Genomic DNA, 21514 nt, shown 5'->3' with positions numbered 1-21514 from the left:
GCCGATGCGCGATGGGCCGAGCCGGGGACGCCGTCGGCCGCAAGGTCATCGGTTGTCGTCCTTCTCGGTCCTGCCGGTGCCGGCAGGCGGTGCTTCGGGGACGGGCCGGGCGTTCCTCTTGGCGACCGCGGTCGTCGTGGCGGGGTGGACGAGGGCCGGCAGCGGGCGGTGGCCGATGTCGGCGGCTTCGGCGGGCGGGACCCCGAACGTGCGGAGCAGGTCTTCGGTGATCTGGTCGACGGTCTCGGCGTCGTCGCGGTCGGGGTGGTCGTGGAGGAAGTGGGCGAGGGAGACCGCGGTGCCCCCGACGACGACCATGGTCAGGTCGAGGTCCCGGACGGCGGGGAAGCGGCCGGCCCGCATCGCCGCCGCGATGTCGCGGCGGGCGCGCGGGGCCAGGCCTCTGGTAGAGGAGGCGAGGGCCAGGCCGCTGTTCAGCAGTACCTTGCTCAGCTCCGGGTCGAGGCGGTGCAGGCGGCCGGTCAGCCGGAACGCCTGCGCGAAGACGTCGGCGGGATCCTCCAGGGGCGAGGTGAGCTCGTCGAGGAGGGCCCCGAGGCGGTCGAGAACGTCCTCGAGCGCGGCGTCGAACAGCTGCTCCCGGCTTTCGAAGTGGTTGTAGAACGAGCCGAGTCCGACGTCGGCGGCCTGGGTGATCTCCAGGATCGGGACGTTCGAGGCGCCCTGGGCGATGAAGGACTGGGCGGCACGGATGAGCGCGCCTCGGGTCCGCGCCTTGCGGCGGTCCAGCCGGTTGGGCGTCGTCCGGCTGCGATCGGCCATCCCCGTCCCCTCCTCCTCTGCGTGCTCTTTCCAGTCTAAGTGCCGTCTTCACAACTGAACGAATCGTCAACTTCGCCCGACTTGATGCTAACGTCGCTACTGACGTTTTCGTCAAGTAGTTGGGAGGGCGTGGTGAAGGACGCGCACACCGGTCTGCACAGCGAGCAGGGGGCGCTGGCGGGCGAGCATCCCGGCCGGGCCATCTCGCCGGTCGTGAAGGTGCACGACCTGGCGTGGCTGGAGTTCGAGAAGCCGGACCTGGACCGCGCCGAGTTGTTCGCGCGGGCGTTCGGGTTCGCCGTCGCGCTGCGCACCGCCGGCGAGCTGCACCTGAGGGGCACCAGGGCGGGCGCACCCTGCGTCCTGATCCGCCAGGGCTCCAGGTCGCGTTTCCTGGGGCCCGCGTTCCGCGCGGCCGACCGGGCCGACCTGACGCGTCTGGCGGACGCGGCCGGCGGCGCGGTGACCGACCTGCCCGACCATCTCGGCGGGCAGACCGTGGACCTGACGGATCCGAGCGGCCTGCGGGTCCGGGTCGTCGCGGGCACGCACGACCTTGCGGCGCTGACGTCCCCTGCTCCGCTGGTCCACAACTTCGGGGACGAGGCACCGCGGATCAACGCCGCCCAGCGTCCGCCCCGGGCTCCGGCGACGGTGCAGCGGGCCGGCCACGTAGTGCTGCAGACCACCCGTTTCCGACGCACGCTCGACTGGTACCTGGAGCACCTCGGCCTGATCGTCAGCGACTTCCTCTACTACGCCGGACAGCGGGAGCGGGGGCCGGTCATGGCGTTCATCCGCTGCGACCGCGGCCGCACTCCGACCGACCACCACACGCTCGCGATGGCGCTCGGGCCGTCCGACCGGTACGTGCACTCCGCGTACCAGGTCGCCGACCTGGACGTCCTCGCGGCGGGCGGCGAGTACCTGCTCGACCGCGGCTACCGGCGCTCGTGGGGAATCGGCAGGCACATCCAGGGCAGCCAGATCTTCGACTACTGGCGCGACCCGGACGGCTTCCTGGTCGAGCACTTCACGGACGGGGACCTGTTCGACTCCGCCCTGGAGCCTGGCTGGGCTCCGATGACCGCGTCCGGGCTGGCCCAGTGGGGGCCGCCCGCCACCAAGGACTTCCTGGGGGTCAAGCCCGGTCGGCAGTCCATCACCGAGTTGCGCGCGATCGCGGGCGCGCTCCGCGAGGACAACGAGTTCGACCTGCACCGCCTGCGCGGTCTGCTGAAGGTCGCCGCGTCATGAGCGCCGTCGCGCCGCGCGCGGTCGCCGGCACCGCCCCCGTGATGATCATCGGGGCGGGCCCGACCGGGTCGTGCGCCGCGATCCTGCTGGCCCGGTACGGCGTTTCCTGCGTCGTCCTCGACCGGTGGGAGACGGTCTATCCGCAGCCGCGCGCCGTCCACCTCGACGACGAGGTCCACCGGATCCTCGGCCGTCTCGGCGTGGCCGAGGAGTTCGCCGCGATCTCCCGGCCGGCGCTCGGCCTCCGGCTCCTGGACGGCGACCTGCGGGTGCTGGCGGAGTTCGAGCGGAGCGCCGCGACCGGACGGCACGGGTGCCCCGAGGCGAACATGTTCGACCAGCCGGAACTGGAGCGGATACTGCGCGCGCGGATGGCCGAGCAGCCCGAGATCACCTTTCTGGGCGGGGTCGAGGTCACCGGCGTGCATCAGGACGACGTCGGCGTGCACGTCGAGTACACCGAGCCGGGCTCCGGGTCCACCGTGACCCGCCGCGCCCGGTACGTGCTGGGGTGCGACGGCGCGAACAGCCTCGTCCGCCGATCCATCGGCGCGGTCATGCGCGACCTGAACTTCGACCAGCGATGGCTGGTGGTCGACGTCGCCACCGATGCGGATCTCGGGCAGTGGGAGGGCGTCCACCAGGTCTGCGATCCGGAGCGCGCGGCCACCTACATGCGGATCGGGCGGAGCCGCTACCGGTGGGAGTTCCGGCTGCTGCCCGGAGAGACCGCCGCCGATTTCCAGGCCCAGGCCCGCCTCCGGCCGCTCCTCTCCCCCTGGACCGCGGGCGTCCCGGACGACGCGCTGGAACTGGTGCGCGTCGCCGAGTACACCTTCCGGGCGCAGATCGCCGACCGGTGGCGGGACCGCCGGGTCCTCCTGCTCGGCGACGCCGCCCATCTCACCCCGCCCTTCATCGGCCAGGGCATGGGGGCCGGTCTCCGCGACGCCGCTAACCTCGCCTGGAAGCTCGCCGCGGTCTGGCACGGGACGCTCCCCGAAGCCGTCCTGGACACCTACGAGACCGAGCGCGAACCGCACGCCCGCACCATGATCCGCCGCGCCAAGCTCATCGGCGTCGCGATGACCCAGGGCGGACGGACCGGCTCCCTCCTACGGCGCCTGATCGCCCCGCGCCTGCACCGGATCCCCGGCACGACCCACCGCATCCTGGACAGCCGGTCGCCCGCGCTGCGCCGCTCCCGCCTGGTGCTCAGGTCGTGGCAGGACCGGCGCCTGCCCGGAACCCTCTGCCCCAACGCCGCCCTCCCCGACGGCAGCCGCTTCGACCAGGCCGCCGGGGACCGCTTCACGATCGTCAGCGGCATCGCCCCGTCCCCGGTGCAGCGCGCGGAGATCGAGCGCCGCCGCGGAGTCGTCGTCATCGCCGAACCAGGGGGCGACCTGGACCGGTGGCTCCGCGACGGCCGGGCCGCGGCGGCCGTGGTCCGCCCGGACGGCACCGTCCTGCGAACCGGCCGGGACCTGGAGCGGCTCTGCTCGGCCTTGCCCGGTCACGGTCGTGCCGCCTCATCCACCCCGGCTCCCTGACCACCACCGACATCCCAAGGAGACGACCATGCGCATCGCCAATCTCGCCGGACGGGCCGTCCTGCTCACCGAGAGCGGAGCCCTCGACGTGCACGAGGCCAGCGGCGGCGCCCTGGGGCCCGAGCCCCAGGCGCTGTTCGACCGGTGGGACCAGGCCCGTCCCGTCCTGGCGACGCTGACCGGCGAAGCCCTCCCGTACGCCGAGGAGGACCTGCGCGCCCCGGTGCCCCGGCCGGGGCAGATCTTCGCGATCGGCGTCAACTACCGCGACCACGCCGACGAGGCGGACCTCCAGGCGGCCTCGACGGACGCGCCCCCGGTCACCTTCACCAAGTTCGCCGCCAGCCTCACCGGCCCCGCCGCCCGGGTGGACCTGCCCGAAGGCTGGGTCGACTGGGAGGTGGAGCTCGTCGTGGTGATCGGACGAGGCGGCCACCGCGTCGACCCCGCCGCCGCATGGGACCACGTGGCGGGACTGACCGTCGGCCAGGACCTGTCCGAGCGCCTCACCCAGTGGGCGGGCCCGGCCCCCCAGCAGTTCTCGCTGGGCAAGTCCTACCCGGGCTTCTCGCCGACAGGGCCCGCCGTGGTCACCCTCGACGAGGTCCCCGACCCCGCCGACCTGCGCATCGGCTGCACCCTCAACGGCGAGACCATGCAGGACTCCCGCACCGCCGAGATGATCTTCGACGTCCCCGCCCTGGTCGCCCGGCTGTCGGCGATCACGCCCCTGCTTCCGGGCGACCTCATCTTCACCGGCACGCCCGCCGGCATCGGCGCCACCCGCACCCCGCCCCGCTTCCTCGCGCCCGGCGACGAGCTCGTCAGCACCATCGAGCACCTCGGCGCCCTGCGCACCACCTTCTCCTGAGCCGCTCCCCCACCCGCGAGGAGACACCGATGCAGCCCGCACCGCACACCCAGGGCGAACGCCCTCTCGTCCTGCTCCCCGAGGACGTCCCCGCCATCGAGGCCGTCCCGCTGTCCGAACGGGACCTGCCCGGCAGCACCTACGAACTGCTGCGCCGCTCGGCGGCCGCCCACCCCGACCGGCCCGCGCTGTACCTGCTCGGCGAAGACGGCCTGCCGTGGCGGGAGGCGACCTGCTGGACGTACGGGACGCTGATGCAACGGGTGCACCAGGCCGCCAACGCCTACCTGGCGCTCGGCCTGCCCGAAGGCGGCACCGTCGCGCTGATGCTGCCCAACCTCGGCGCCACCTACGCGGCGCTGCTGGGCGCACAGGCCGTCGGCATCGCCAACCCCGTCAACCCGATGCTCGCCGACGACCACCTGGTGGAGATCCTCTCGCTGACCGGCGCCCGCCTCCTGCTGGCCCCCGGTCCCGGCCTCGCCCCGGACCTGTGGGCCAAGGCGCAGCGGATCGCCCCCCGGCTGCCCGGCCTCCGCGCCCTCCTGGCGGTCGGATCACCGCCCGACCCGCAGCACGGGCCGGCCCTCGAAGAAGCCGACTTCGGCGCGCTCACCCGGGAGCAGCCGGCCGACCGGCTGCTCACCGCACGCCATCCCGGCCCGCAGGATCTGGCCGCCTACTTCCACACCGGCGGAACGACCGGCGTGCCCAAGGTCGCGCCGCACACCCACGCCATGGAGGCGTACATGGCCTGGGCGCTGGGCTGCTCCGGCGCCTACCTCGACGACGCCGTCGGCCTGTCCGGCCTGCCGCTGTTCCACGTCAACGCACTCCACGTGACGGGGCTCGGCCCGTTCCTGCACGGCCGCCCCGTCGTCTCGCTCGGCCCCCTCGGCTACCGGGACAGGACACTGATGGCCGACTTCTGGCGGATCATCGAGCACTACAGGGTGACCAGCTTCTCCGGCGTCCCCACCGTCTACGCCTCGCTGCCGCCGATCCCCGACGGCGTCGACATCTCCAGCCTGCGCGCAGGAGCCGTCGGCGCCGCTCCCCTGCCCGGCAAGGTCCGCACCGCCTTCGAAGGCACCGCGAAGGTCCCGCTCATGGAGGGCTACGGCCTCACCGAGGCGACCTGCGCGACCGCGACGACGCCCGCCTTCGCCCCCAGACCCGGATCGGTCGGCCTGCGCCTCCCCTACCAGCACGTCAAGGCCGTCACCGTCGACGCCGACGAGCGGCCGCTCGCCGACACCCCGCCCGGACGGACCGGCGTCCTGGCCATCAAGGGCCCCAGCGTCTTCCCCGGCTACCTGCGGCCGGGCCCGGACGGCCCCTCCCCCGACCCCGACGGCAAGATCGTCGACGGCTGGCTCCTCACCGGGGACCTGGGCAGGGTCGACGCCGACGGCTACGTCTACCTGACCGGCCGCGCCAAGGACCTCATCATCCGCGGCGGCCACAACATCGACCCCTCCCTCGTCGAGGAATCGCTGCTCGCCCACCCCGAGGTGAGCGCCGCCGCCGTCATCGGCGCCCCCGACCCGCACTCCGGCGAAGTCCCCGTCGCCTACCTCGTCCTGGCCGAAGGCGCCCAGGTCAGCGAGGAGGACCTGCTGGCCTGGGCCCGCACCCGCGCGCCCGAACCGGCCGCCGCACCCAAGGCGGTGCACGTGCTGGACGCCCTGCCGGCCACCGCCGTCGGCAAGATCTACAAGCCCGCCCTGGTCCAGGACGCCGTGCGGCGCCTCGTCCTGGCCGAACTCTCCCGGGCCGGGCTGGCCGGCCAGGTGCGGGTCGACCTGCACGACGGACGCCCCCACGCACACGTCCGCCTGGCCGGCGACGAGGGCCGCGACCGCCTGGCGAGCGAACTCGACCGCCACTCCTTCACCCACGAGATCACCCCATGAGCGCCGGCGGCCCTGTGCATGCCGCCGGAGGTCGATCCGGCGGAGAACTCAGGGGTTGATGAGCGACACTGCCTGTTCCATGGCCGGGTCCTTGCCCGTGGAGACGTCGGTCGCGGTCAGCGGGCGCTGGTGGTCCGGGGGCACGCCGATGGTGTCGATGATCTCGCCGTCGGCGCCATAGGCGTGCTGGGACGGGAGGACGAGCATGCTGGTGTTGTCGTTGAGCAGGTAGCCGTAGGACGGCCCCGAGGAGGCGCCTGCCGTGCGCGTGCCCACCAGCTTGCCCAGCTTGAGGTCTTTGACGGCCATGGCGAACAGGTCGCAGGCGGAGGCGCAGTTGCCGTCGGTGAGCGTGACCATGGGCAGGTGCAGCAGCGGCGTGTTGTCGTCGACGGGCTGAGGGTCGCACTTGCCGTCGGCGTCGCAGAAGTTGACGTAGGTGGTGTTGTGCACGAAGGCGCCCAGCAGCGTGGCGGCCTCGGCTCCGATACCGCCGCGGTTCCCTCGCAGGTCGATGATGACGCCGGTGAGCTTGGCCTTGGCCTGCAGGTCGGTGATGGCCTTGAGCGCTTCCCGGGCGACGCCCGGATAGAACTGGTCGAAACGGATCTGCGCGATGCTGCCGCCCACCAGCTTCGCCGACACCTGCGGCGTCGACGCGGGCAGCGTGCCGGGCGTGACGGTGACGGTCCGGGTGCGGCCGGTGGAGGGGCGGAGCACCCTGAGGTGGACCGGGTCCTTCTTCGGGTACGACACGTGCAGGTAGCCCATGACTCCGGCGTTGAAGGTGTCATTGCTGAAGGGCGGCACGCCGTTGACGGCCTGGATGATGTCACCGGGCTTGAGTCCTGCCGCGGCGGCGGGGGACTTCGCCGTGACGGCCTTGATGAACAGCGGCGCAGTGTAGCGGGACGTGTCGCCGCGCGGGTCGTCCTGGTTCAGGGTCAAGCCCAGGCCCCACGGCCGGGTGGCAACCGCCGGCTGATAGCGGGCGTGGTTGTCGTGCAGGGCGGCCAGCATGCCCTTGATCGCCGCGGCCGCCAGTGCCGAGCGCACCGGCTCCTTGTCCGACGCGGCGGTCAGCACCGAGCTCAGCCGGGCGCCGAAGGCCGTCCAGTCCTTGTCCCGGTCGCCCGTGAGCGCCGGCATGACGGCGTCCGGCTTGTCGATGCCGCGCTTGACCATCTCGGTGACCACGGCATTGAACGCGTACTGGAGCAGCTCCCGGTCGTCGAGCTTGGCGCCGCTGTCGTAGTTGTCGATGATGCAGTAGTACGCCTGCTGCACGGTGCTGATCGAGGTGGGCGCCGGTTCCGGAGGCGTGGTCGCGGGGCCGGTCTGCTTCGCGCACGATGCGGGCGTGGCAGCCGTGCGCGCGGCCAGGTGTGGGCTGGCGGACGCGGTCACGCTCGCCCCCACCACGCCGGCGGTCACTCCCGCGCCTACCGCCGCGAGCAAGATCCGCTTGGTTGTTCTCATGTCATGCTCCTGTGTGCTCGCATCAGATGGAGGCGGTGCCGGTCCTGACCGGGCACAACCGGAGACTTTTTAACGGTCGGCTTGTTTCCTCGCTGTTAGCAGTGCCGGTGACCAAACCGCACCTGCGGCGATGTAGGACGAACTGCCGGCCCACGGTAGGAGACCGCCCATTGCGCCCGCGAAAGCATCACCGTCCGCGCCGCCTACCTGAACGGCCGATCCATCGCGGCGCTGGCCCGTGAGCACGGCGACAGCCGGGGCGCCGCCCGCGATACACCGTCAACTCCTCGCACGCTGCCAGCCCCTCGACGGCAGCGCCCCGGCACCCCTTCGTCCCCGGCACGACGCAAGGCCCGGTCGGCTCGCGGCGAGGTCCTTCGTGTCCGGGCTTTATGGCCCGGTTGGGGTGCGCAGGGCGAGGATGGCCACGTCGTCGTGGCCGTCGCTGGGCTCGTGGTCGACCAGGGTGCGGCACAACTCCTCCAGCGGCGCGGCGGTGTGGGCGGCGGCGAGGTGGGCCAGGGCGTCCAGGCCGGTGGTGATGGGGTGGTCGCGGTGTTCGACCAGTCCGTCGGTGTACAGGATGACGGTGTCACCAGGGGTGAGCGGGTGGGTGTGGTCGGGGCGAGGGTGGCGGGTGTCCACGCCGAGCGGGACGCCGGGTTCGGCGTGCAGGTAGCGGGCACCGCCGCCGCGGCTGAGGACGAGTGGGGGCAGGTGCCCGGCGCTGGACCAGCGCAGCGTCCAACCCCCGTTCTCGGGTTCGATGCGGGCCAGGCAGGCCGTGGTGACCGAGGCGTCGGTGATGGCGTGCAGGGTGTGGTCCAGGGCGGTCAGCACCGCGCTGGGCGGGGTGCGCCGGTCCCACAGGAGGGCACGCAGCATGTTGCGGGTCTGGGCCATCGCGGCGGCGGCCTGCAGGTCGTGCCCGACCACGTCGCCGATCATCGCGGCGCACGCCCCGTCGGGGAGCCGGAGGGCGTCGTACCAGTCGCCGCCCAGGTGGTGGCCCGCGATGGCGGGCCGGTACTGCGCGGCGGCGGTGAAGGGCGCCAGGTCGGGCAGGCGGGGCAGCAGCAGCCGCTGGAACTGCTCGGCGCCCGAGCGGACCTGTTCGTACAGGCGGGCGTTCTCGATCGCGACACCGGCAGCGCCGGCCAGCGCGACCACGATGGCCTGGTCGTGTTCGTCGAACGGGCAGCCGTCGCGCCGGTCGGACAGGTACAGGTTGCCGTAGATGGTGCCGCGGACGCTGATCGCCACCCCCAGCAGCGTCTTCATCGGCGGATGCCCCTCAGGGAACCCGACCGACTCGGGATGGTGCGGCAGGTCCTCGACGCGCAGCGGGTCGGGTTTGCTGATCAGGTGGCCCAGCACGCCCCGGCCGTGCGGGAACTCCACCCCGGCCAGGTCGGCGACCTCCTCGTCCGTCAGCCCCAGTGGGATGAACTCCACCAGCCCGGTGTGGTCCTCGTTGAGGACGCCCATCGCGCCGTAGCGGGCGCCGACCAGCTCCATCGCGGTGCTGACGATCCGTCGCAGCACTACCGGAAGATCCAGCTCCCGGCTGATGGCGAGCACGGCGTCCAGAAGGGCCCGCATCCGGTCCTGTGCCCGGGCCAGATGCTGCACCTGCTCGGCGATGTCTTCCAGGTCCTCGTCCGGCGGCAGCCTGGGCAGCTCCACCCCGCCACGGGACGGCCGCTGCTCGCCCTCGTCCTGGTCGTTGGCCATACAGGCTCTCCTGTCCACCATCGCCCAGCGTATTCTCCCTGCTCGGGCACCGGTTCGAGCCGTTAAGCGGCGGGTTGGGGATCTTCTTCCTCGGCGCCGCGGTGGACGTCACGGCGAACGATGAGCCGGTCGATCGCGGCTCGGGAGCACGCCGGGATGTCGGAGCCGGACGGGGGCAGGCATTCGCACCCGGCCGGGATGGCTGGCACGTCGGCCGCGTCGGCGACGCCGTGCCCGGCGCGTCATTCCAGCCGGCCACCGGCCGCGCCGCAGCGGCGTTCCAGGTGGCCACCGCGGCCTCGCCCCCACAACAGGGGGCGACGGAGCAGCCGTTCTGACGGCTGGCGGCTTAGGTGATGATGCGGGCGTGGGGCGGCGCCTGGCACCTGCCCAGCACTATCGGCCGGGGGCGGGGGCGCTAGGGACTGACCTCAGCGACACGCCGGGAGGTCGGGAGCTGGACGGGGAGGGGCGGGCCGGTGACGGCTGCCGCCAGGTGGAAGACGACGACTCTCCCTGTGTCCGGCGCGGTCTGGGCCTGTCCGGCGTGGTGCGGCTGGTTCCAGAGGACCTCGGCGGTGCCAGTGAGCTGGAGCGTGGTGCCGGTGGTGAAGTCGCCGAACAGCAGGGCCGCGGCGGGGTCGAGGGCAAGGTTGCCGAAGCTGTTGAAGAGGTTGTTCCCGGGGTAGTCGGGCCACGTCAGGCTGGTGCCGGTGTGGTCGACGTGGACGAACCCCGGCGGGCCGCCGCGGTGGGAGGCGTCGTTGCCTCGGGTGGCGTGCGAGGTGCCGAGCACGAAGGTGTCTGCGCTGGTGATGAGTGCCCGGTCGGCCGCCGTCAGCTCGGCTCGCTCCTCTGGGGCCGCCGGCGTCTCGGGTCTGCCGTCTGCGACGGGCACGAGCGCGCGGGGCGGAATGTATTGCGGGCAGTTGCCGTACGCCTCGCTGACCTCGATGTCGAGCGAGCTGGATGAGGCGGCGAGGAGGCGCCCGTTGATCCGGACACGGCGGCGGATTCCGTACTCGATCACCAGCAGCCCCGCCGGCCGGTCCGCAGGCAGCCCGTGGAGCGGGTCACCGGCAGCGGGCGCGGCATGGACGCGCAGTCGGGTGGGACTCAGCACCTCAAGGAAGCCCGGGTCGCCGCCCAGCGGAGCGACCCACAGTCTGCCCTTTCGGTCACGGGCGCTGAGGACGGCGTAGGTGCGGCCGGCGAGGAAGCGGCTCAGCCCACCGCTGATGTCAGGGGTGTCCAACATCCCTTCCAGCCGGTCGGCGAGCTGCCGGACGCCGGCTTGCCGCTGGACGTGCAGCTCGCCGGGGTGAAAGGACAGCCGCGGGTGTGGAGAAGCCTTCCTCCAGCGTGGCGAAGAAGCTTTCGGTCCGCGATGCTGCCCGTCGACGTTCGGATACCCGCTGACCTGCAGCGTTGACTGAACGACAGCGACGCATGTCGCGTCCCCTGAGCGCTGTGACGGTCAGCCCCGGGGCGGGCCGGCGGTTCCGAACCGCCACCTCCAGCGCATCAATGACCAGTTCGGTGCGCATGTGGTCGGCCATCGCCCAGCCCACGGCCTTCCGGGAGAACACATCCAGCACCACCGCCAGGTACAGCCCCTCACCCGTCGGCACGTAGGTGATGTCGGCGATCCAGACCTGGTCGAGTGCGGGAGCGGTGAAGGCGCGCTTGACCAGGTCGCCGGGTGGCACCAACGCCGGGTCACGCGGGGCGGTCCGCGCCCGCGGCGCCGGTGCACCCTCTTCAAGCTGCACGCTGCGCATCAGCCGGGCCATCCTCTTGCGGCCGACGCGCACGCCGAAGTCATCGCGTAGCTCGGCATGGACGCGTGGAGCACCGTAGGTGCAGCGCGATCGAGCGTGGGTCTTGGCGATGGTCTCGGTCAGCGCCTGATCCTGCGGATACGGCAGGCGCCTGTTTCCGCACTCAGCTTCCTGGCGGGCCATCACAGGCCTCAAGCGGCGCGGCGGTAGTCGGGCAGGGGTCGGGCGGTGCGGGTCTGGAGGCGGCGCTCGACCGCTCCGGCGATCTTCATCACCGACAGCCGGACGAGGGTGTCGCGGACGCACCGGCCGCCGTTGGTCTTCGGCACCATGAGACCCACGTTGGGGCCGATCTGCTGCTTCTTGTCGACCAGCGGCCGCTGGGCGGCGTCGTAGCGGGTGAAGGCGACCTGGTGGTCGCCGTTGGCGGCGGCCAGCTCGCCGGCCAGCCGGTATGCGCCGACGATGGCCAGTTCGGCGCCCGCGCCCGAGGCGGGGGACGCGCACCAGGCGGCGTCGCCTGCGAGGGCGACGCGGCCCTTGGACCAGGAGTCCATGTGGACCTGGCCGAGCGCGTCGAAGTAGAGGTCGGGGTCGGCAAGCGCGGAGTCGAGCAGGGCCTGGGTGGGAGCCCACGTCTGATCGGCGAAGGCCTCGCCGATCAGGCGGCGCTGCTCGGCGGTGTCGCGGTGGTCGTAGTCCAGCGGTCCGGAGCGGAAGATGAAGTACGCCTTGGCCTGGTCGTGGTTGCCCGACCGGTAGATCCCGGTCATCTTGCCGGGGGTGTTGAACATCGTCACCCAGCGGTCCTCGCCGAGCGCGGCGTCGGCGTTGCCGAAGGCGAAGTAGTGGTCCTTGTGCCGGATGAACCGCTCTTCCGGGCCGAACGCGAGCCGTCGCACGTTGGAGTGCATCCCGTCGGCACCGATGACCAGGTCGAAGCGGCGGGCGGGCGCGTGCTCGAAGGTGACCGCCACGCCGTCGTCGTCCTGCTCGATCGCGCTGATCGAGTCACCGAAGACGATCTCGGCGTCGGTGGCCTCGCGCAGCAGCGCGACCAGGTCGCCGCGCATGATCTCCACCGAGCCGGCGCCGCGGGTGTCGATTCGGGCGACGGCGCGGTCGGCGGCGTCGACGAACTTCATGCCGTGCACGTCGGCGGCCAGCTCCTGCACCTGGGGCATCAGGCCCATCCGCTCGATGACCGTGGCCGCGTCGTCGCGTATGTCCACGCCGTTGCCGCCGGTGCGCAGTTCGGGGGCGCGCTCGACGATGGTGGGCCGGAAGCCGTACCGGGCCAGCCAGTGGGCCAGGGTGAGGCCGGCGATGCTGGCTCCGGAGATCAGGATCCGCTCGTTCATGGGGGGCTCCTCTACACTGGACCGAATTGGAACGTAGGTTCCAGATGATTATGTGGAAGGGGTATTCCAGTTGTCAACACCCGCACGCCGAGCCGATGCCGTACGCAACCGGGACCTCGCCCTCGACGCCGCCATGGCGCTGCTCGCCGAGCCGGGGGCGTCCCTGACCGTGGGGGCCATCGCCGAGCGCGCCGGACTGGGCGCCGGCACCGTCGTCCGCGCCTTCGGCGGCAAGGACGCCCTGCTGGACGCCGCCGTCGCCCGCCTGCTCGAACCTGTCGTCCAACGCGCCCGCGACCTGATCGCCGACACCACGCCCTACCGGGCGCTGCGATCCTTCCTGCGCGAACTGATCGCCTTCCAGGCCGCCCACCACGCCATCAACGACCAGCTGACGGGCCTCGACCTGCCCCTCACCACCGCGCTGCGCGCCGACCTCGTCGGCGCCGTCGAGAAGATGCTCGACGGCGCCCGCCGCGACGGGCAGATCCGCACCGACCTCGACCTCCCGGCCACCAGCGCCCTCATCGGCGCCACCGCCCTGGCCGTAGCCCGGGCCGACCCCGGCCTCACCGACGCCTACCTCACCGTCTTCCTGGACGGCCTCTCCGCCTCGAACAACTCCACGATTTGAGCACCCACAGCACGGGCGCTACACACCGCACACCCGCACCCAACCCTTGCGTCCTGGAGCCACTTCTCACGCGGCGGTGCAGCGATGTCCAGGTCACCTGCCTGTTCACCGCGGCGCTCTACTCAGCCCGCACGTCCGGCTGGTGTCATTGCCTAGCCCGCGCTACCGCCGCCCCAAGGACTTCCTCTTACGCGCTGCCCGCACCCTCCGACACCTATCCGACTTAATCCGCGAGCGCCAGAAAAAGCTCCTGCCCGACTATCGGGAGACTCTGGAGAAATGGCCGCGGACTACACCGATGGCGTCACGGATCTCCTCGCTCCCCCTCGCCACCTATGCCCTGCCGGCGCTTGCCGGGGCATGTGGATCTCCCTCGATTGCCCCCTGATCCACTTCTTGAGGGCGTGGCTGGCGGCGGTCAGGTTGTCCTCGCCCATCTCGCCGGAGAGGCCGCCTGCCCGCGCTCGGTGCCGTGGGTGCGGCGCGCCTACCGCGAGGCCGTCCGCGACCTGCGCGGCAGCTGGTACGGCCGTCGGGATCAGGTCGGTTCGGGGGTTCGGACGATGATCTGGGTGTGCTGCTTGTCGGCGACCAACGGCACTTGGTCGTCTGGTGGAGGCCCGGCTGGGTGGACCTCGACCCCGGGGTGGGGGTGCAGCCAGTTGGCGAGGGTGTCGGCGGTGCGGTCGGGCAGAGCGTCCATGGGCTTGCCGGTGGTGATGTCAATCAGGATCGTGCCGTAGATTCTGCCGCGTCGCCGCTATGGGCGAGGACGCCCGAATCGTGACCCACTCGCCCGGCCGTCACGGAATGTGCGCCAGGGCCAGGTTTCACCCGTCGTCGACAGGCGCCTTCGCCTCCGCGACAGTGCTCTACTTCCGCCGGTACGAACTCGGGCGCGAGTTGCGTTGCCATTGGGGTCCTCGACCCGGACCGCGACCGGCAGAGCCACCCCGAGTTATAAAGGCAGGCCTCGGAGTCATCCGGAGACCTTTGCGTTGGGTCCGGAAACCCGCACCGCGCCATTGCCAGAGCCCGACCCGTCCACAGCCTCCGTGCCGGCGCTGGGGCGAACTGGACCCTCGTCACCGGGTCTGGTGGAATGTTCCGATTGCACGATCTATCCCTTCGGGCCGGGTGGAGGCATGAGTGCGGGATGGTCTGGAACTGGCCGACCGGTACCGGCTGGAGGAGCCGCTCGGCCGGGGCGGTATGGGAGAGGTGTGGCGGGGTGTCGATCTACGGTTGCGGCGCCCGGTCGCGGTCAAGATCTTGCCCCTGACGATGGCGGCGGACCCGGCCGCGGTGGCGAGGTTCCGCCGGGAGGCCGAGATCGCCGCGACGCTGAATCATCCGGGCATCACCACGGTGTTCGACATCGACGAGCATCAATACGGTGACGAACGCCTGCTCTTCCTGGTGATGGAGCTGATGCAAGGCCGGGACCTGCAACGAACGCTGGGCGAACACCCTGACGGGATGCCCATCGAACGAGTGACGGACCTCGCCGTTCAGGTCCTCGACGCGATGTCCGCCGCGCACGAACGAGGCATCGTGCATCGGGACCTCAAGCCTGCCAATCTGTTCCTGCTGAAGGGCGAGCGGGTGAAGGTCTGCGACTTCGGGATCGCCCGCCTCGCCGACGCCACAAAGATCACGGCCACCGGCGGGTCCGCCGGCACCCCCATGTACATGGCACCCGAGCAGATCCAGGGCCGCACCGTCGACCAGCGGACGGACCTGTACGCCTTCGGCTGCGTCCTGTACGAGATGCTCACCGGTGCTCCCTGGGTGGACACCGGCGCCAGCCTGGCCGCGATCCTCTACCAGCATCTGGAGAAGATCCCCGCTCCACCGCGATCCCTGCGTGCGGACATCCCGGACCATCTCAACGCGCTCGTGCTCGAACTGCTCGCCAAACGGCCCGAGGATCGCCCACACGACGCGACCGCGGTCATCACGCGTCTCAATGGGGCCACCGCGGAAACTCCCCAGGCACAAGGCCCGGAAACGGTTCCGGTCCCACCGCCGCTGGCCCCGGAAACGATGCCGGCCACTGCGTCGCCAGGCCCGGGATCGCCGCTCGCCCCACCGCTGCCCTCCGTCCGTACGGTCGCTGTGATCCTGGCCGTCCTTGCCGTATGCGGCCTGGGCCTCTACGCCCTCTCCAAATTCGGGTCCGGCACCAAAGAGAACGGATCCAGCAGCGATGTGACCCCTTCCGGACAGACCCTCAAACTTCGAGACCTGGCATTCGTCCTTCATCAGACCGGGACCACCGGCCCCGTGGACCGTATAGCACTGGCGGTCAACACCATCGAGCAGCTTCCCGTCACCGACTTCGAGCCGAAGGACAGGCCGAAGTTCCATGCGTCGTACTGCATCCGTTTCTCGGTGACGAACAGGGGCGAGCGCACAATGTCCGTCGGCGACGTCACCGATGTCGCCAGCCATATCTCAGGCGTACTCCCTAGTGGAGCCTCCGCCAAGGATTGGGCGAGCATCCCCCTTGCCGGCTATCCCAATGCGTGCCCGCGGCCCAGCTCCTCGCTGGCGCCGCACAGTGCTCAGACCGAAAGCGAGTTGGTTTTCTCCGACTCGACAGTCGTCGCGGCTCGTTGGCGAACGTTCGGGGGCGCGGGGGGATCGCCGAACGAATACACGATCTCCTGGAAGTGAAGACGAACTGAAGAGTGGGCCCTGAGGAACGGTGGAGGCCGCGACCTCGACGCCGAGCACCCCAGCAACTCACCGTGCACCCGCCGATAGTCCCAGCCCGGGTTCTCCCCCACCAAAGGCAGTACCAGCAGCCGGATGAAGCGAACGGTCGGTGGGCGGCCCGGCCGCGCGGGGCTGGAGCGAGCGGCGTGCCGGCCCGCGACCAGGTTCCGATGCCAGCGCAGCACCGTAGCTGGCCGCACCAGCAAACACATCCGCCGCAGCGCGCCGGAAGGCAACCGGTGAAGCAGCACCGCGAGCAGCGCCCCTTCCGCCGCAGTGAACCGCACTCGCTTTCCGGCAAGCTGGCGCTCCAGGACGGCGATCCGCTGCAGCACCAAGATCCTTATCCTGATCGGTCATCGCAAGCAGACGCAGCCCCGGATGCGGGCGCGCGAAGGGGGACCTTGTCAGAGCCGCCGGATCGCCGTGGCCTCGAATTCCACCGTCACGCTCGGGCTGATCACGATCTTGGTGACGGCGTTCCAGTTCACGCCACAGTCATTGCGTCACCGGGGGCGAACTCGGTGACGTCGAGACCTACTTGCTCGACGACGCCGGCCACATCCCAGCCGGGAATCAGCGGGAAGCCGGTCTTCATGATGACGTTGAGCGTCCCTCGGCGAGCTTCCAGCCGACCGGGTTGCCCCCGGCCGCCTTCACGCGGACGAGAACGTCGCCGGGTGCCACCTTCGGGTCCGTAGGCTCTGTCCGTTCCAGGTCTTCAGGACGACCTAACGGCGCAGTGCCACGGCTTTCACGGACGGATGCGTTCCTTCAGGCGGTGGCGACCGGGGTCGGCAGCGATCGCAGGGCCTGGACCAGTGGTTCGAGCCTGGCGTCCTGGGCTGCCTCCGCGAGTGCTTCGCTCAGGGCCGTGTCGTGGGCGGGGCGGGCCGCCTCGAGCAGCTCCATACCAGCGTCGGTGACGTTGGTGTAGATCCCCCGACGGTCGGTGGGGCACAGGTAACGGGACAGCAGTCCGCGGTCCTCGAGGCGGGTGACCAGGCGGGTGGTCGCGCTCTGGCTGAGGACGACGGCGTCGGCGACCTGTTTCATCTGCAGGTGTCCTCCCTCTCCGTCGTGCTGTCGGCTGAGCACGTCGAGCAGCGAGTACTCACGGGCGCTCAGGCCGTGATCGGTCTCCAGTACGCGTTCGAGGTGCGCCTCGATCTTGCCGTGCAGCAGGGAGAGGGCGCACCAGCCCTGTGCCAGAGCGGAGAGCGCTGGGTCGGTGGCGGTCACGAGACTCCCTTCCTCGGCGGACCTGCCCTGCGCCATCAACACTTGCGCGCGATGACATAACCAGTCTACATCATCCCTCGTTTGCATGTAGCCCGCGTATGCAACTATTGTCAGCGCCCGTAATCACCTCGCGCAATTGCCTGGAAGGGACCTCTCCCCATGCCTCTCGCGCTCCTGGCCCTGGCCATCGGGGCCTTCGGGATCGGCACCACCGAATTCGTGATCATGGGTGTGCTGCCCCAGGTCGCGAACGGCTTCGGCGTCAGCATCCCCACCGCCGGCTGGCTGGTGTCCGGCTACGCCCTCGGCGTCGTCGTCGGTGCCCCGCTGCTCACCGTGCTCGGCACCAAGGTGTCCCGCAGGAAGATGCTCATGTTCCTGATGGGCCTGTTCGTCGTGGGCAATGCCCTCTCGGCCATCGCGCCCAGCTTCGGCGTCATGCTGATCGGCCGGATCATCGCCTCGCTCGCCCACGGCGCGTTCTTCGGCATCGGATCCGTGGTCGCCGCCGACCTGGTGGCTCCCGAGAAGAAGGCCTCCGCCATCTCGCTGATGTTCATGGGCCTGACGGTGGCCAACATCGTCGGCGTCCCCGGCGGCACCTACATCGGACAGGTGGCCGGCTGGCGCGTCACCTTCACCATCGTCGCCGCCCTCGGCATCATCGGCCTCCTCGGCGTCGCCAAACTCGTCCCCGAGCAGGGCAGGCCCGAGACCGGAACCATCCGCACCGAATTCGCCGCCTTCAAGAACGTGCAGGTATGGCTCGCCACGGCGATGACCGTCCTCGGCTACGGCGGCGTCTTCGCGGCGATCACCTACATCACACCGATGATGACCCGGGTGGCCGGCTACCCCGAGGGCGCTGTGACCTGGCTGCTCGTCCTGTTCGGCATCGGCATGTTCCTCGGCAACCTGCTCGGCGGCAGGTTCGCCGACCGGGCCCTGATGCCGATGCTCTTCACCACCCTGGCGGCCCTGGCCGCCGTGCTGCTGTTGTTCACCGCGACCGCCCACGACAAGGTCCTCGCCGCGATCACCGTCACCCTGATCGGCGCGCTCGGTTTCGCCACGGTGCCGCCGCTGCAGAAGCGGGTCCTCGACCAGGCCTCGGCCGCCCCGACCCTGGCCTCCGCCGTCAACATCGGCGCCTTCAACCTCGGCAACGCACTGGCCGCCTGGCTCGGCGGCGTGGTGATCTCGGCAGGGCTCGGCTACACCGCGCCGAACTGGGTCGGCGCCCTGCTCTCCGCCAGCGCCCTGCTCCTGTCCTTCCTCGCCGCGTTCCTCGACCGCCGCACACGCCCGGCCACCGGCAGGACCGTGGCCGGCTCCGCGCAGACGCAACGGACCAACACCCTGACCGGCCACTGACCCCGGCCAGAACAGGCGAGGCCGGATACACGAACTACCCGAACCTCATGGGCAAAGAGGGCAGACCCGCCATGACCACTCCCGGCCCCAGCCCCGCCGCCCGTATACCGCGCTCCCTCTGAACACCCCGACCGCCGACCTCGTCGACCTGGTCAAGTCCGACGGCCCGCGCCACAGCCTGGCCACCGCCCTCGACCGCCCGCTGCTGTTCATCGACGGCGACGGCCTGCGCGTCCCCCGCGACGGCCGCCTCATCGGGGCCATCGGCGGCGGAGCCCCCGACCAAGACAACGGCTTCGCCACCACCGCACTCGCCACCCTCGCCTGAGGGCCCCGCACCCAGCACGACCCGAACCACCACAACTCACCGCATCACACGCTCCCGCACGAGGACCTTACGAATACAGCTCCATCCCCACCGTCACACTCAACAACGGCGTCGAGATCCTCCGGCTCGGCTTCGGCGTCTTCCAGGTCCCGACGCCGAGGCGGCCACGGCCGTCACGGCCGCCCTCGGGGCCGGCTACCGCTCCGTGGACACCGCCGCGGTCTACGGCAACGAAGCGTGAGTCGGCAAGGCCCTGACCACCTCCGGCATCACCCGCGACGAGCTGTTCATCACCACGGGCTATTGCCCGCTGGAACCTAGGCCGGGTGGGAGGTAGGCGAACCGAAAGTCCAGGTCCCACCGCCGAGTAGACGGTCTAGGTCGTCCGCGACCTGGGCAAGGAGGTCTTCTCCGAAGACGACGAGGGTTTGTTCCGCGTAGTGGCCGAACGTGCCCAGGCGGGCGTCCGCCGTGACGAGGAACTGAAACTCGTCGTCGGCGATGGCGCTTCCCGGCCAGGACGGCTGTCCGGGGCCGCCGACGCGGTGCGGGTCGAACTCCCATCCGTTGAGGTAGGGCCGGTACTGGTACACCCATTCGCCGGTTCGGACGCAGGCGCGCAGACCGCGTTCGATGACGCTTTCGGCGGCCGCGATCACCGGGTCGTTGCGACCGCCCAGCAGGCCGTAGAACCAGCGGCGCGAGTCGACTGGCGCGCGATAGCGTCCTCTGCCGCTGTCATAGTCGAAGCGGACGCGGGCCTCGCAGCGGCGTGCGATCTGTCCGTCCTCGTCGTTGTAGAGCGAGTGCCTTGCGGGCGGGGTCGCCGCGACTTCACCAGGCAGGGTCCAGTGGTGGGATCGTACGGTCGTGACCTCACGGAATCCGGTGACAAGCAGAACGTCACGCACCTGCCCGTCGGCATCGGCGACCAGGAACTGCTTGGGCGACGGCCGGAACCGCCACAGCGGTAGCTGAGCCAGGAGTTCGGGGCGGGCTGCGGTCAGCCCTCCGATGACGGCGTAGGCGGTGTCAGGGACGTTCTCCACCCAGCAGGCTGCGAGGACCGTTCCGCGGTGGGTCAGCACACCGACCTCGACGTCCCAGTACGGGATGGAGCGCATTGCGTGCCAGGTCGCCAAGGGGACCCGGTGGGGGCCGGTTCGGGCCGCAAGGTCGAGTGCCTGCTGCGCCCGCGGTTCATCCCATCGGACCGATCCGGCCTCCCACACCGGCTCCGGCTCGGGGAAGTCGAGTTCGGCGACCTCACCGACCAAGACACTGCGCTCCCAACCTGCGGCGAAGCCGGCCGCGTCGAGCGCGATGCTCAGGTGCGACGCCGCTGCGTCGTGGTGGAACACACGCCACTCCACAGGTTCCGCACGCGCGGCTGCGGATGCCTGTACCTGCCGGACAAGCCGTGTGACCGAAGCCGAGTCCTCCGCCTCCAGTGGACGGTGGTCGACGACGCAGTGGGTGCCGTAGTGCGTAAGGTTCAGCGGGCCGATCCGCTCTACGACGGTGCCAAGCCGCGGAAACATTCGAACGTGACCCCGCAGCGTGCCGTCGTGCTCCGCCAGGAGATGCCCCACATCCAGCGCCACGCTGGCATCCAAGCAAGGCGATGCCCGAGACACCACCGCTTAATGCCTGGCTCTCGGGTTTGTCCGACGGCAGGAAGGGCGACAGCGCGGCACGCTGACCACCAGCCGCAACCCCGAGATCACGCCGACCGACCTGGAGGCACAGCCCACCTCAAGCGGCCGTTGGTGGTGCTCCTGCGACCTGGAGCAGGCTGGCTGAGGCCTTGAGCTCCGCCGCTCCGTCACTCACTTCCCCAGTGCGGCCGGGTTGTTCTGCCTGGCGGCCGCCAGCGCCCCGTAGACGGTGGACGGGCCGATCTTCGGCCTACGAGCGGCCTCGGTCACCGACACGCTCTCGTCCACCAGGCGGTGGAGGATGTCCAGCTCGGCCGGGCCCAGCACGTGGGGCCGGCCGATGCGCCGCCTTCCCGGCAGCATCCGGCCCTCGGCCTCGCGACACTTGGCCGCGGTGATGCCCTCCGCCTGACGCTAGGCCCGCAGCTCGAGCGCGTACTCGGCGGCCGCCGCGAGGACCGCGAACATGAACCGGCCCTCCTTGCTGTCCAGGTCGTAGTTCTCGGTCAGGCTGATCACCTTCACACCGCGCTCGCGCAGTTCGGTCACGATAGTCAGCACGTGCCCGGCCGAGCGGCCCCACCGATCGAACTGCCAGAACTTCGAGCTGGAGCCGGGGGTTCTGATGTGGACACCCGCGTGTAGGCGAAGACCCGGCCGCCGCCTCGGCCGGGCGCCCGGCCGATGGGTCCTCGGGCGGCAGTCCCTTCGGCGGCCGCTTCGCCATCCCACTCTCCAAGGCGTCTGGAAACGTCTACTGTCCTGGACACCCCAGCGACCTGCCGCGATGCCGTCCGGAAAACCCCGCCCAAAAAGGCCGCT

General features: G+C 70.8%; 20 protein-coding genes. 8 read left to right on the top strand and 12 right to left on the bottom strand.

All coding sequences use genetic code 11. The annotated features are described in order from the left end of the window. Nucleotides 1–45: 45 nt before the first annotated feature. Nucleotides 46–783 (bottom strand): TetR/AcrR family transcriptional regulator, encoded by a 738-nt coding sequence (locus J4557_RS46585; protein ID WP_208273951.1) that lies wholly within the window; start codon nt 781–783, stop codon nt 46–48. Between the two features lie 132 nt (nt 784–915). On the opposite strand from J4557_RS46585, the gene J4557_RS46580 reads away from it, so the two are divergent. The 4 genes from J4557_RS46580 to J4557_RS46565 are packed head-to-tail and all read left to right on the top strand — an operon-like array spanning nt 916 to nt 6380. Beyond that, the gene (locus tag J4557_RS46580) at nt 916–2040 is read left to right on the top strand and encodes a VOC family protein (RefSeq protein ID WP_208273949.1); all 1125 of its coding nucleotides are present in this window, start codon (nt 916–918) and stop codon (nt 2038–2040) included. Continuing rightward, complete coding sequence (gene mhpA / locus J4557_RS46575; RefSeq protein ID WP_208273946.1) at nt 2037–3593, top strand: bifunctional 3-(3-hydroxy-phenyl)propionate/3-hydroxycinnamic acid hydroxylase MhpA; 1557 nt, start codon at nt 2037–2039, stop codon at nt 3591–3593. Before J4557_RS46580 ends, mhpA begins: the two co-directional genes overlap by 4 nt. Nucleotides 3594–3621: 28 nt before the next feature. Next, nucleotides 3622–4464 carry a fumarylacetoacetate hydrolase family protein gene (locus tag J4557_RS46570; protein WP_208273944.1) on the top strand — a complete coding sequence of 281 codons (843 nt, stop codon included), beginning with the start codon at nt 3622–3624 and terminating at the stop codon, nt 4462–4464. Between the two features lie 29 nt (nt 4465–4493). Next, the gene (locus J4557_RS46565) at nt 4494–6380 is read left to right on the top strand and encodes an acyl-CoA synthetase (RefSeq protein ID WP_208273942.1); all 1887 of its coding nucleotides are present in this window, start codon (nt 4494–4496) and stop codon (nt 6378–6380) included. A 48-nt stretch (nt 6381–6428) separates the two neighbouring features. Here the strand turns inward: J4557_RS46565 and J4557_RS46560 are convergent, their stop codons facing one another. Then, on the bottom strand, nt 6429–7859 hold the full coding sequence (locus J4557_RS46560; protein ID WP_208273940.1) for a S41 family peptidase: 1431 nt from the start codon (nt 7857–7859) through the stop codon (nt 6429–6431). A gap of 390 nt (nt 7860–8249) precedes the next feature. Further along, the gene (locus tag J4557_RS46555) at nt 8250–9593 is read right to left on the bottom strand and encodes a PP2C family protein-serine/threonine phosphatase (RefSeq protein WP_243777439.1); all 1344 of its coding nucleotides are present in this window, start codon (nt 9591–9593) and stop codon (nt 8250–8252) included. Nucleotides 9594–9667: 74 nt separating this feature from the next. Here J4557_RS46555 and J4557_RS46550 point away from each other — a divergent pair, with 74 nt between their 5' ends. After that, nucleotides 9668–9931, top strand: a complete 264-nt coding sequence (locus J4557_RS46550; RefSeq protein WP_208273938.1) for a hypothetical protein — start codon at nt 9668–9670, stop codon at nt 9929–9931. Nucleotides 9932–10011: 80 nt separating this feature from the next. Here the strand turns inward: J4557_RS46550 and J4557_RS46545 are convergent, their stop codons facing one another. From J4557_RS46545 to J4557_RS46535, 3 genes are read right to left on the bottom strand one after another with little or no spacing between them, the layout of a single operon-like run. Continuing rightward, complete coding sequence (locus tag J4557_RS46545) at nt 10012–10851, bottom strand: pyridoxamine 5'-phosphate oxidase family protein (protein ID WP_208273936.1); 840 nt, start codon at nt 10849–10851, stop codon at nt 10012–10014. Further along, nucleotides 10835–11557: an IS3 family transposase gene (locus tag J4557_RS46540; protein ID WP_208273934.1), complete on the bottom strand. Its 723-nt coding sequence runs from the start codon at nt 11555–11557 to the stop codon at nt 10835–10837. Before J4557_RS46540 ends, J4557_RS46545 begins: the two co-directional genes overlap by 17 nt. A gap of 8 nt (nt 11558–11565) precedes the next feature. Next, a complete protein-coding gene (locus J4557_RS46535) occupies nt 11566–12735 on the bottom strand; it encodes an FAD-dependent monooxygenase (RefSeq protein WP_208273932.1) in 1170 nt (389 codons plus the stop codon). 70 nt (nt 12736–12805) lie between these two features. Here J4557_RS46535 and J4557_RS46530 point away from each other — a divergent pair, with 70 nt between their 5' ends. Further along, nucleotides 12806–13369 (top strand): TetR/AcrR family transcriptional regulator, encoded by a 564-nt coding sequence (locus J4557_RS46530; RefSeq protein ID WP_208273930.1) that lies wholly within the window; start codon nt 12806–12808, stop codon nt 13367–13369. Between the two features lie 538 nt (nt 13370–13907). Here J4557_RS46530 and J4557_RS46525 read toward each other — a convergent pair. Next, nucleotides 13908–14072 (bottom strand): hypothetical protein, encoded by a 165-nt coding sequence (locus J4557_RS46525; protein ID WP_208273928.1) that lies wholly within the window; start codon nt 14070–14072, stop codon nt 13908–13910. Nucleotides 14073–14518: 446 nt separating this feature from the next. Here J4557_RS46525 and J4557_RS46520 point away from each other — a divergent pair, with 446 nt between their 5' ends. After that, nucleotides 14519–16048 (top strand): serine/threonine-protein kinase, encoded by a 1530-nt coding sequence (locus tag J4557_RS46520; RefSeq protein WP_208273926.1) that lies wholly within the window; start codon nt 14519–14521, stop codon nt 16046–16048. Nucleotides 16049–16577: 529 nt separating this feature from the next. On the opposite strand, the gene J4557_RS50505 is transcribed toward J4557_RS46520, so the two are convergent. Together J4557_RS50505 and J4557_RS46510 are read right to left on the bottom strand one after the other, a co-directional pair. Continuing rightward, entirely contained in the window at nt 16578–16688 is a 111-nt protein-coding gene (locus J4557_RS50505; RefSeq protein WP_243777438.1) for an alcohol dehydrogenase catalytic domain-containing protein, read from the bottom strand. A 176-nt stretch (nt 16689–16864) separates the two neighbouring features. After that, on the bottom strand, nt 16865–17332 hold the full coding sequence (locus tag J4557_RS46510) for a MarR family winged helix-turn-helix transcriptional regulator (protein ID WP_208273923.1): 468 nt from the start codon (nt 17330–17332) through the stop codon (nt 16865–16867). Nucleotides 17333–17491: 159 nt separating this feature from the next. Here J4557_RS46510 and J4557_RS46505 point away from each other — a divergent pair, with 159 nt between their 5' ends. Then, nucleotides 17492–18706 (top strand): MFS transporter, encoded by a 1215-nt coding sequence (locus J4557_RS46505; protein ID WP_208273920.1) that lies wholly within the window; start codon nt 17492–17494, stop codon nt 18704–18706. A gap of 645 nt (nt 18707–19351) precedes the next feature. Here the strand turns inward: J4557_RS46505 and J4557_RS46500 are convergent. The 3 genes from J4557_RS46500 to J4557_RS52050 all read right to left on the bottom strand — a co-directional run bounded on the left by J4557_RS46500 (nt 19352) and on the right by J4557_RS52050 (nt 21424). Next, nucleotides 19352–20638: a DUF2716 domain-containing protein gene (locus J4557_RS46500; RefSeq protein WP_208273913.1), complete on the bottom strand. Its 1287-nt coding sequence runs from the start codon at nt 20636–20638 to the stop codon at nt 19352–19354. A gap of 225 nt (nt 20639–20863) precedes the next feature. Beyond that, nucleotides 20864–21055 carry a hypothetical protein gene (locus tag J4557_RS46495; RefSeq protein ID WP_208273911.1) on the bottom strand — a complete coding sequence of 64 codons (192 nt, stop codon included), beginning with the start codon at nt 21053–21055 and terminating at the stop codon, nt 20864–20866. Between the two features lie 51 nt (nt 21056–21106). Further along, nucleotides 21107–21424, bottom strand: a complete 318-nt coding sequence (locus J4557_RS52050) for a recombinase family protein (protein ID WP_307800601.1) — start codon at nt 21422–21424, stop codon at nt 21107–21109. Nucleotides 21425–21514 lie beyond the last annotated feature (90 nt).

Source organism: Actinomadura nitritigenes (genome assembly GCF_017573545.1).
Lineage (GTDB): Bacteria > Actinomycetota > Actinomycetes > Streptosporangiales > Streptosporangiaceae > Spirillospora > Spirillospora nitritigenes.
Note: the sequence above shows the minus strand (reverse complement) of the source record. Positions and strands in the feature narration are given on the sequence as shown.

Bases quoted from the DNA above. Each gene is read 5' to 3' on its own strand.
- J4557_RS46585 (WP_208273951.1), bottom strand. From the start codon at position 783: ATGGCCGATCGCAGCCGGACGACGCCCAACCGGCTGGACCGCCGCAAG.
- mhpA (WP_208273946.1), top strand. From the start codon at position 2,037: ATGAGCGCCGTCGCGCCGCGCGCGGTCGCCGGCACCGCCCCCGTGATG.
- J4557_RS46570 (WP_208273944.1), top strand. From the start codon at position 3,622: ATGCGCATCGCCAATCTCGCCGGACGGGCCGTCCTGCTCACCGAGAGC.
- J4557_RS46565 (WP_208273942.1), top strand. From the start codon at position 4,494: ATGCAGCCCGCACCGCACACCCAGGGCGAACGCCCTCTCGTCCTGCTC.
- J4557_RS46560 (WP_208273940.1), bottom strand. From the start codon at position 7,859: ATGAGAACAACCAAGCGGATCTTGCTCGCGGCGGTAGGCGCGGGAGTG.
- J4557_RS46555 (WP_243777439.1), bottom strand. From the start codon at position 9,593: ATGGCCAACGACCAGGACGAGGGCGAGCAGCGGCCGTCCCGTGGCGGG.
- J4557_RS46545 (WP_208273936.1), bottom strand. From the start codon at position 10,851: ATGTTGGACACCCCTGACATCAGCGGTGGGCTGAGCCGCTTCCTCGCC.
- J4557_RS46540 (WP_208273934.1), bottom strand. From the start codon at position 11,557: ATGGCCCGCCAGGAAGCTGAGTGCGGAAACAGGCGCCTGCCGTATCCG.
- J4557_RS46535 (WP_208273932.1), bottom strand. From the start codon at position 12,735: ATGAACGAGCGGATCCTGATCTCCGGAGCCAGCATCGCCGGCCTCACC.
- J4557_RS46525 (WP_208273928.1), bottom strand. From the start codon at position 14,072: ATGGACGCTCTGCCCGACCGCACCGCCGACACCCTCGCCAACTGGCTG.
- J4557_RS50505 (WP_243777438.1), bottom strand. From the start codon at position 16,688: ATGAAGACCGGCTTCCCGCTGATTCCCGGCTGGGATGTGGCCGGCGTC.
- J4557_RS46505 (WP_208273920.1), top strand. From the start codon at position 17,492: ATGCCTCTCGCGCTCCTGGCCCTGGCCATCGGGGCCTTCGGGATCGGC.
- J4557_RS46495 (WP_208273911.1), bottom strand. From the start codon at position 21,055: ATGCTGCCGGGAAGGCGGCGCATCGGCCGGCCCCACGTGCTGGGCCCG.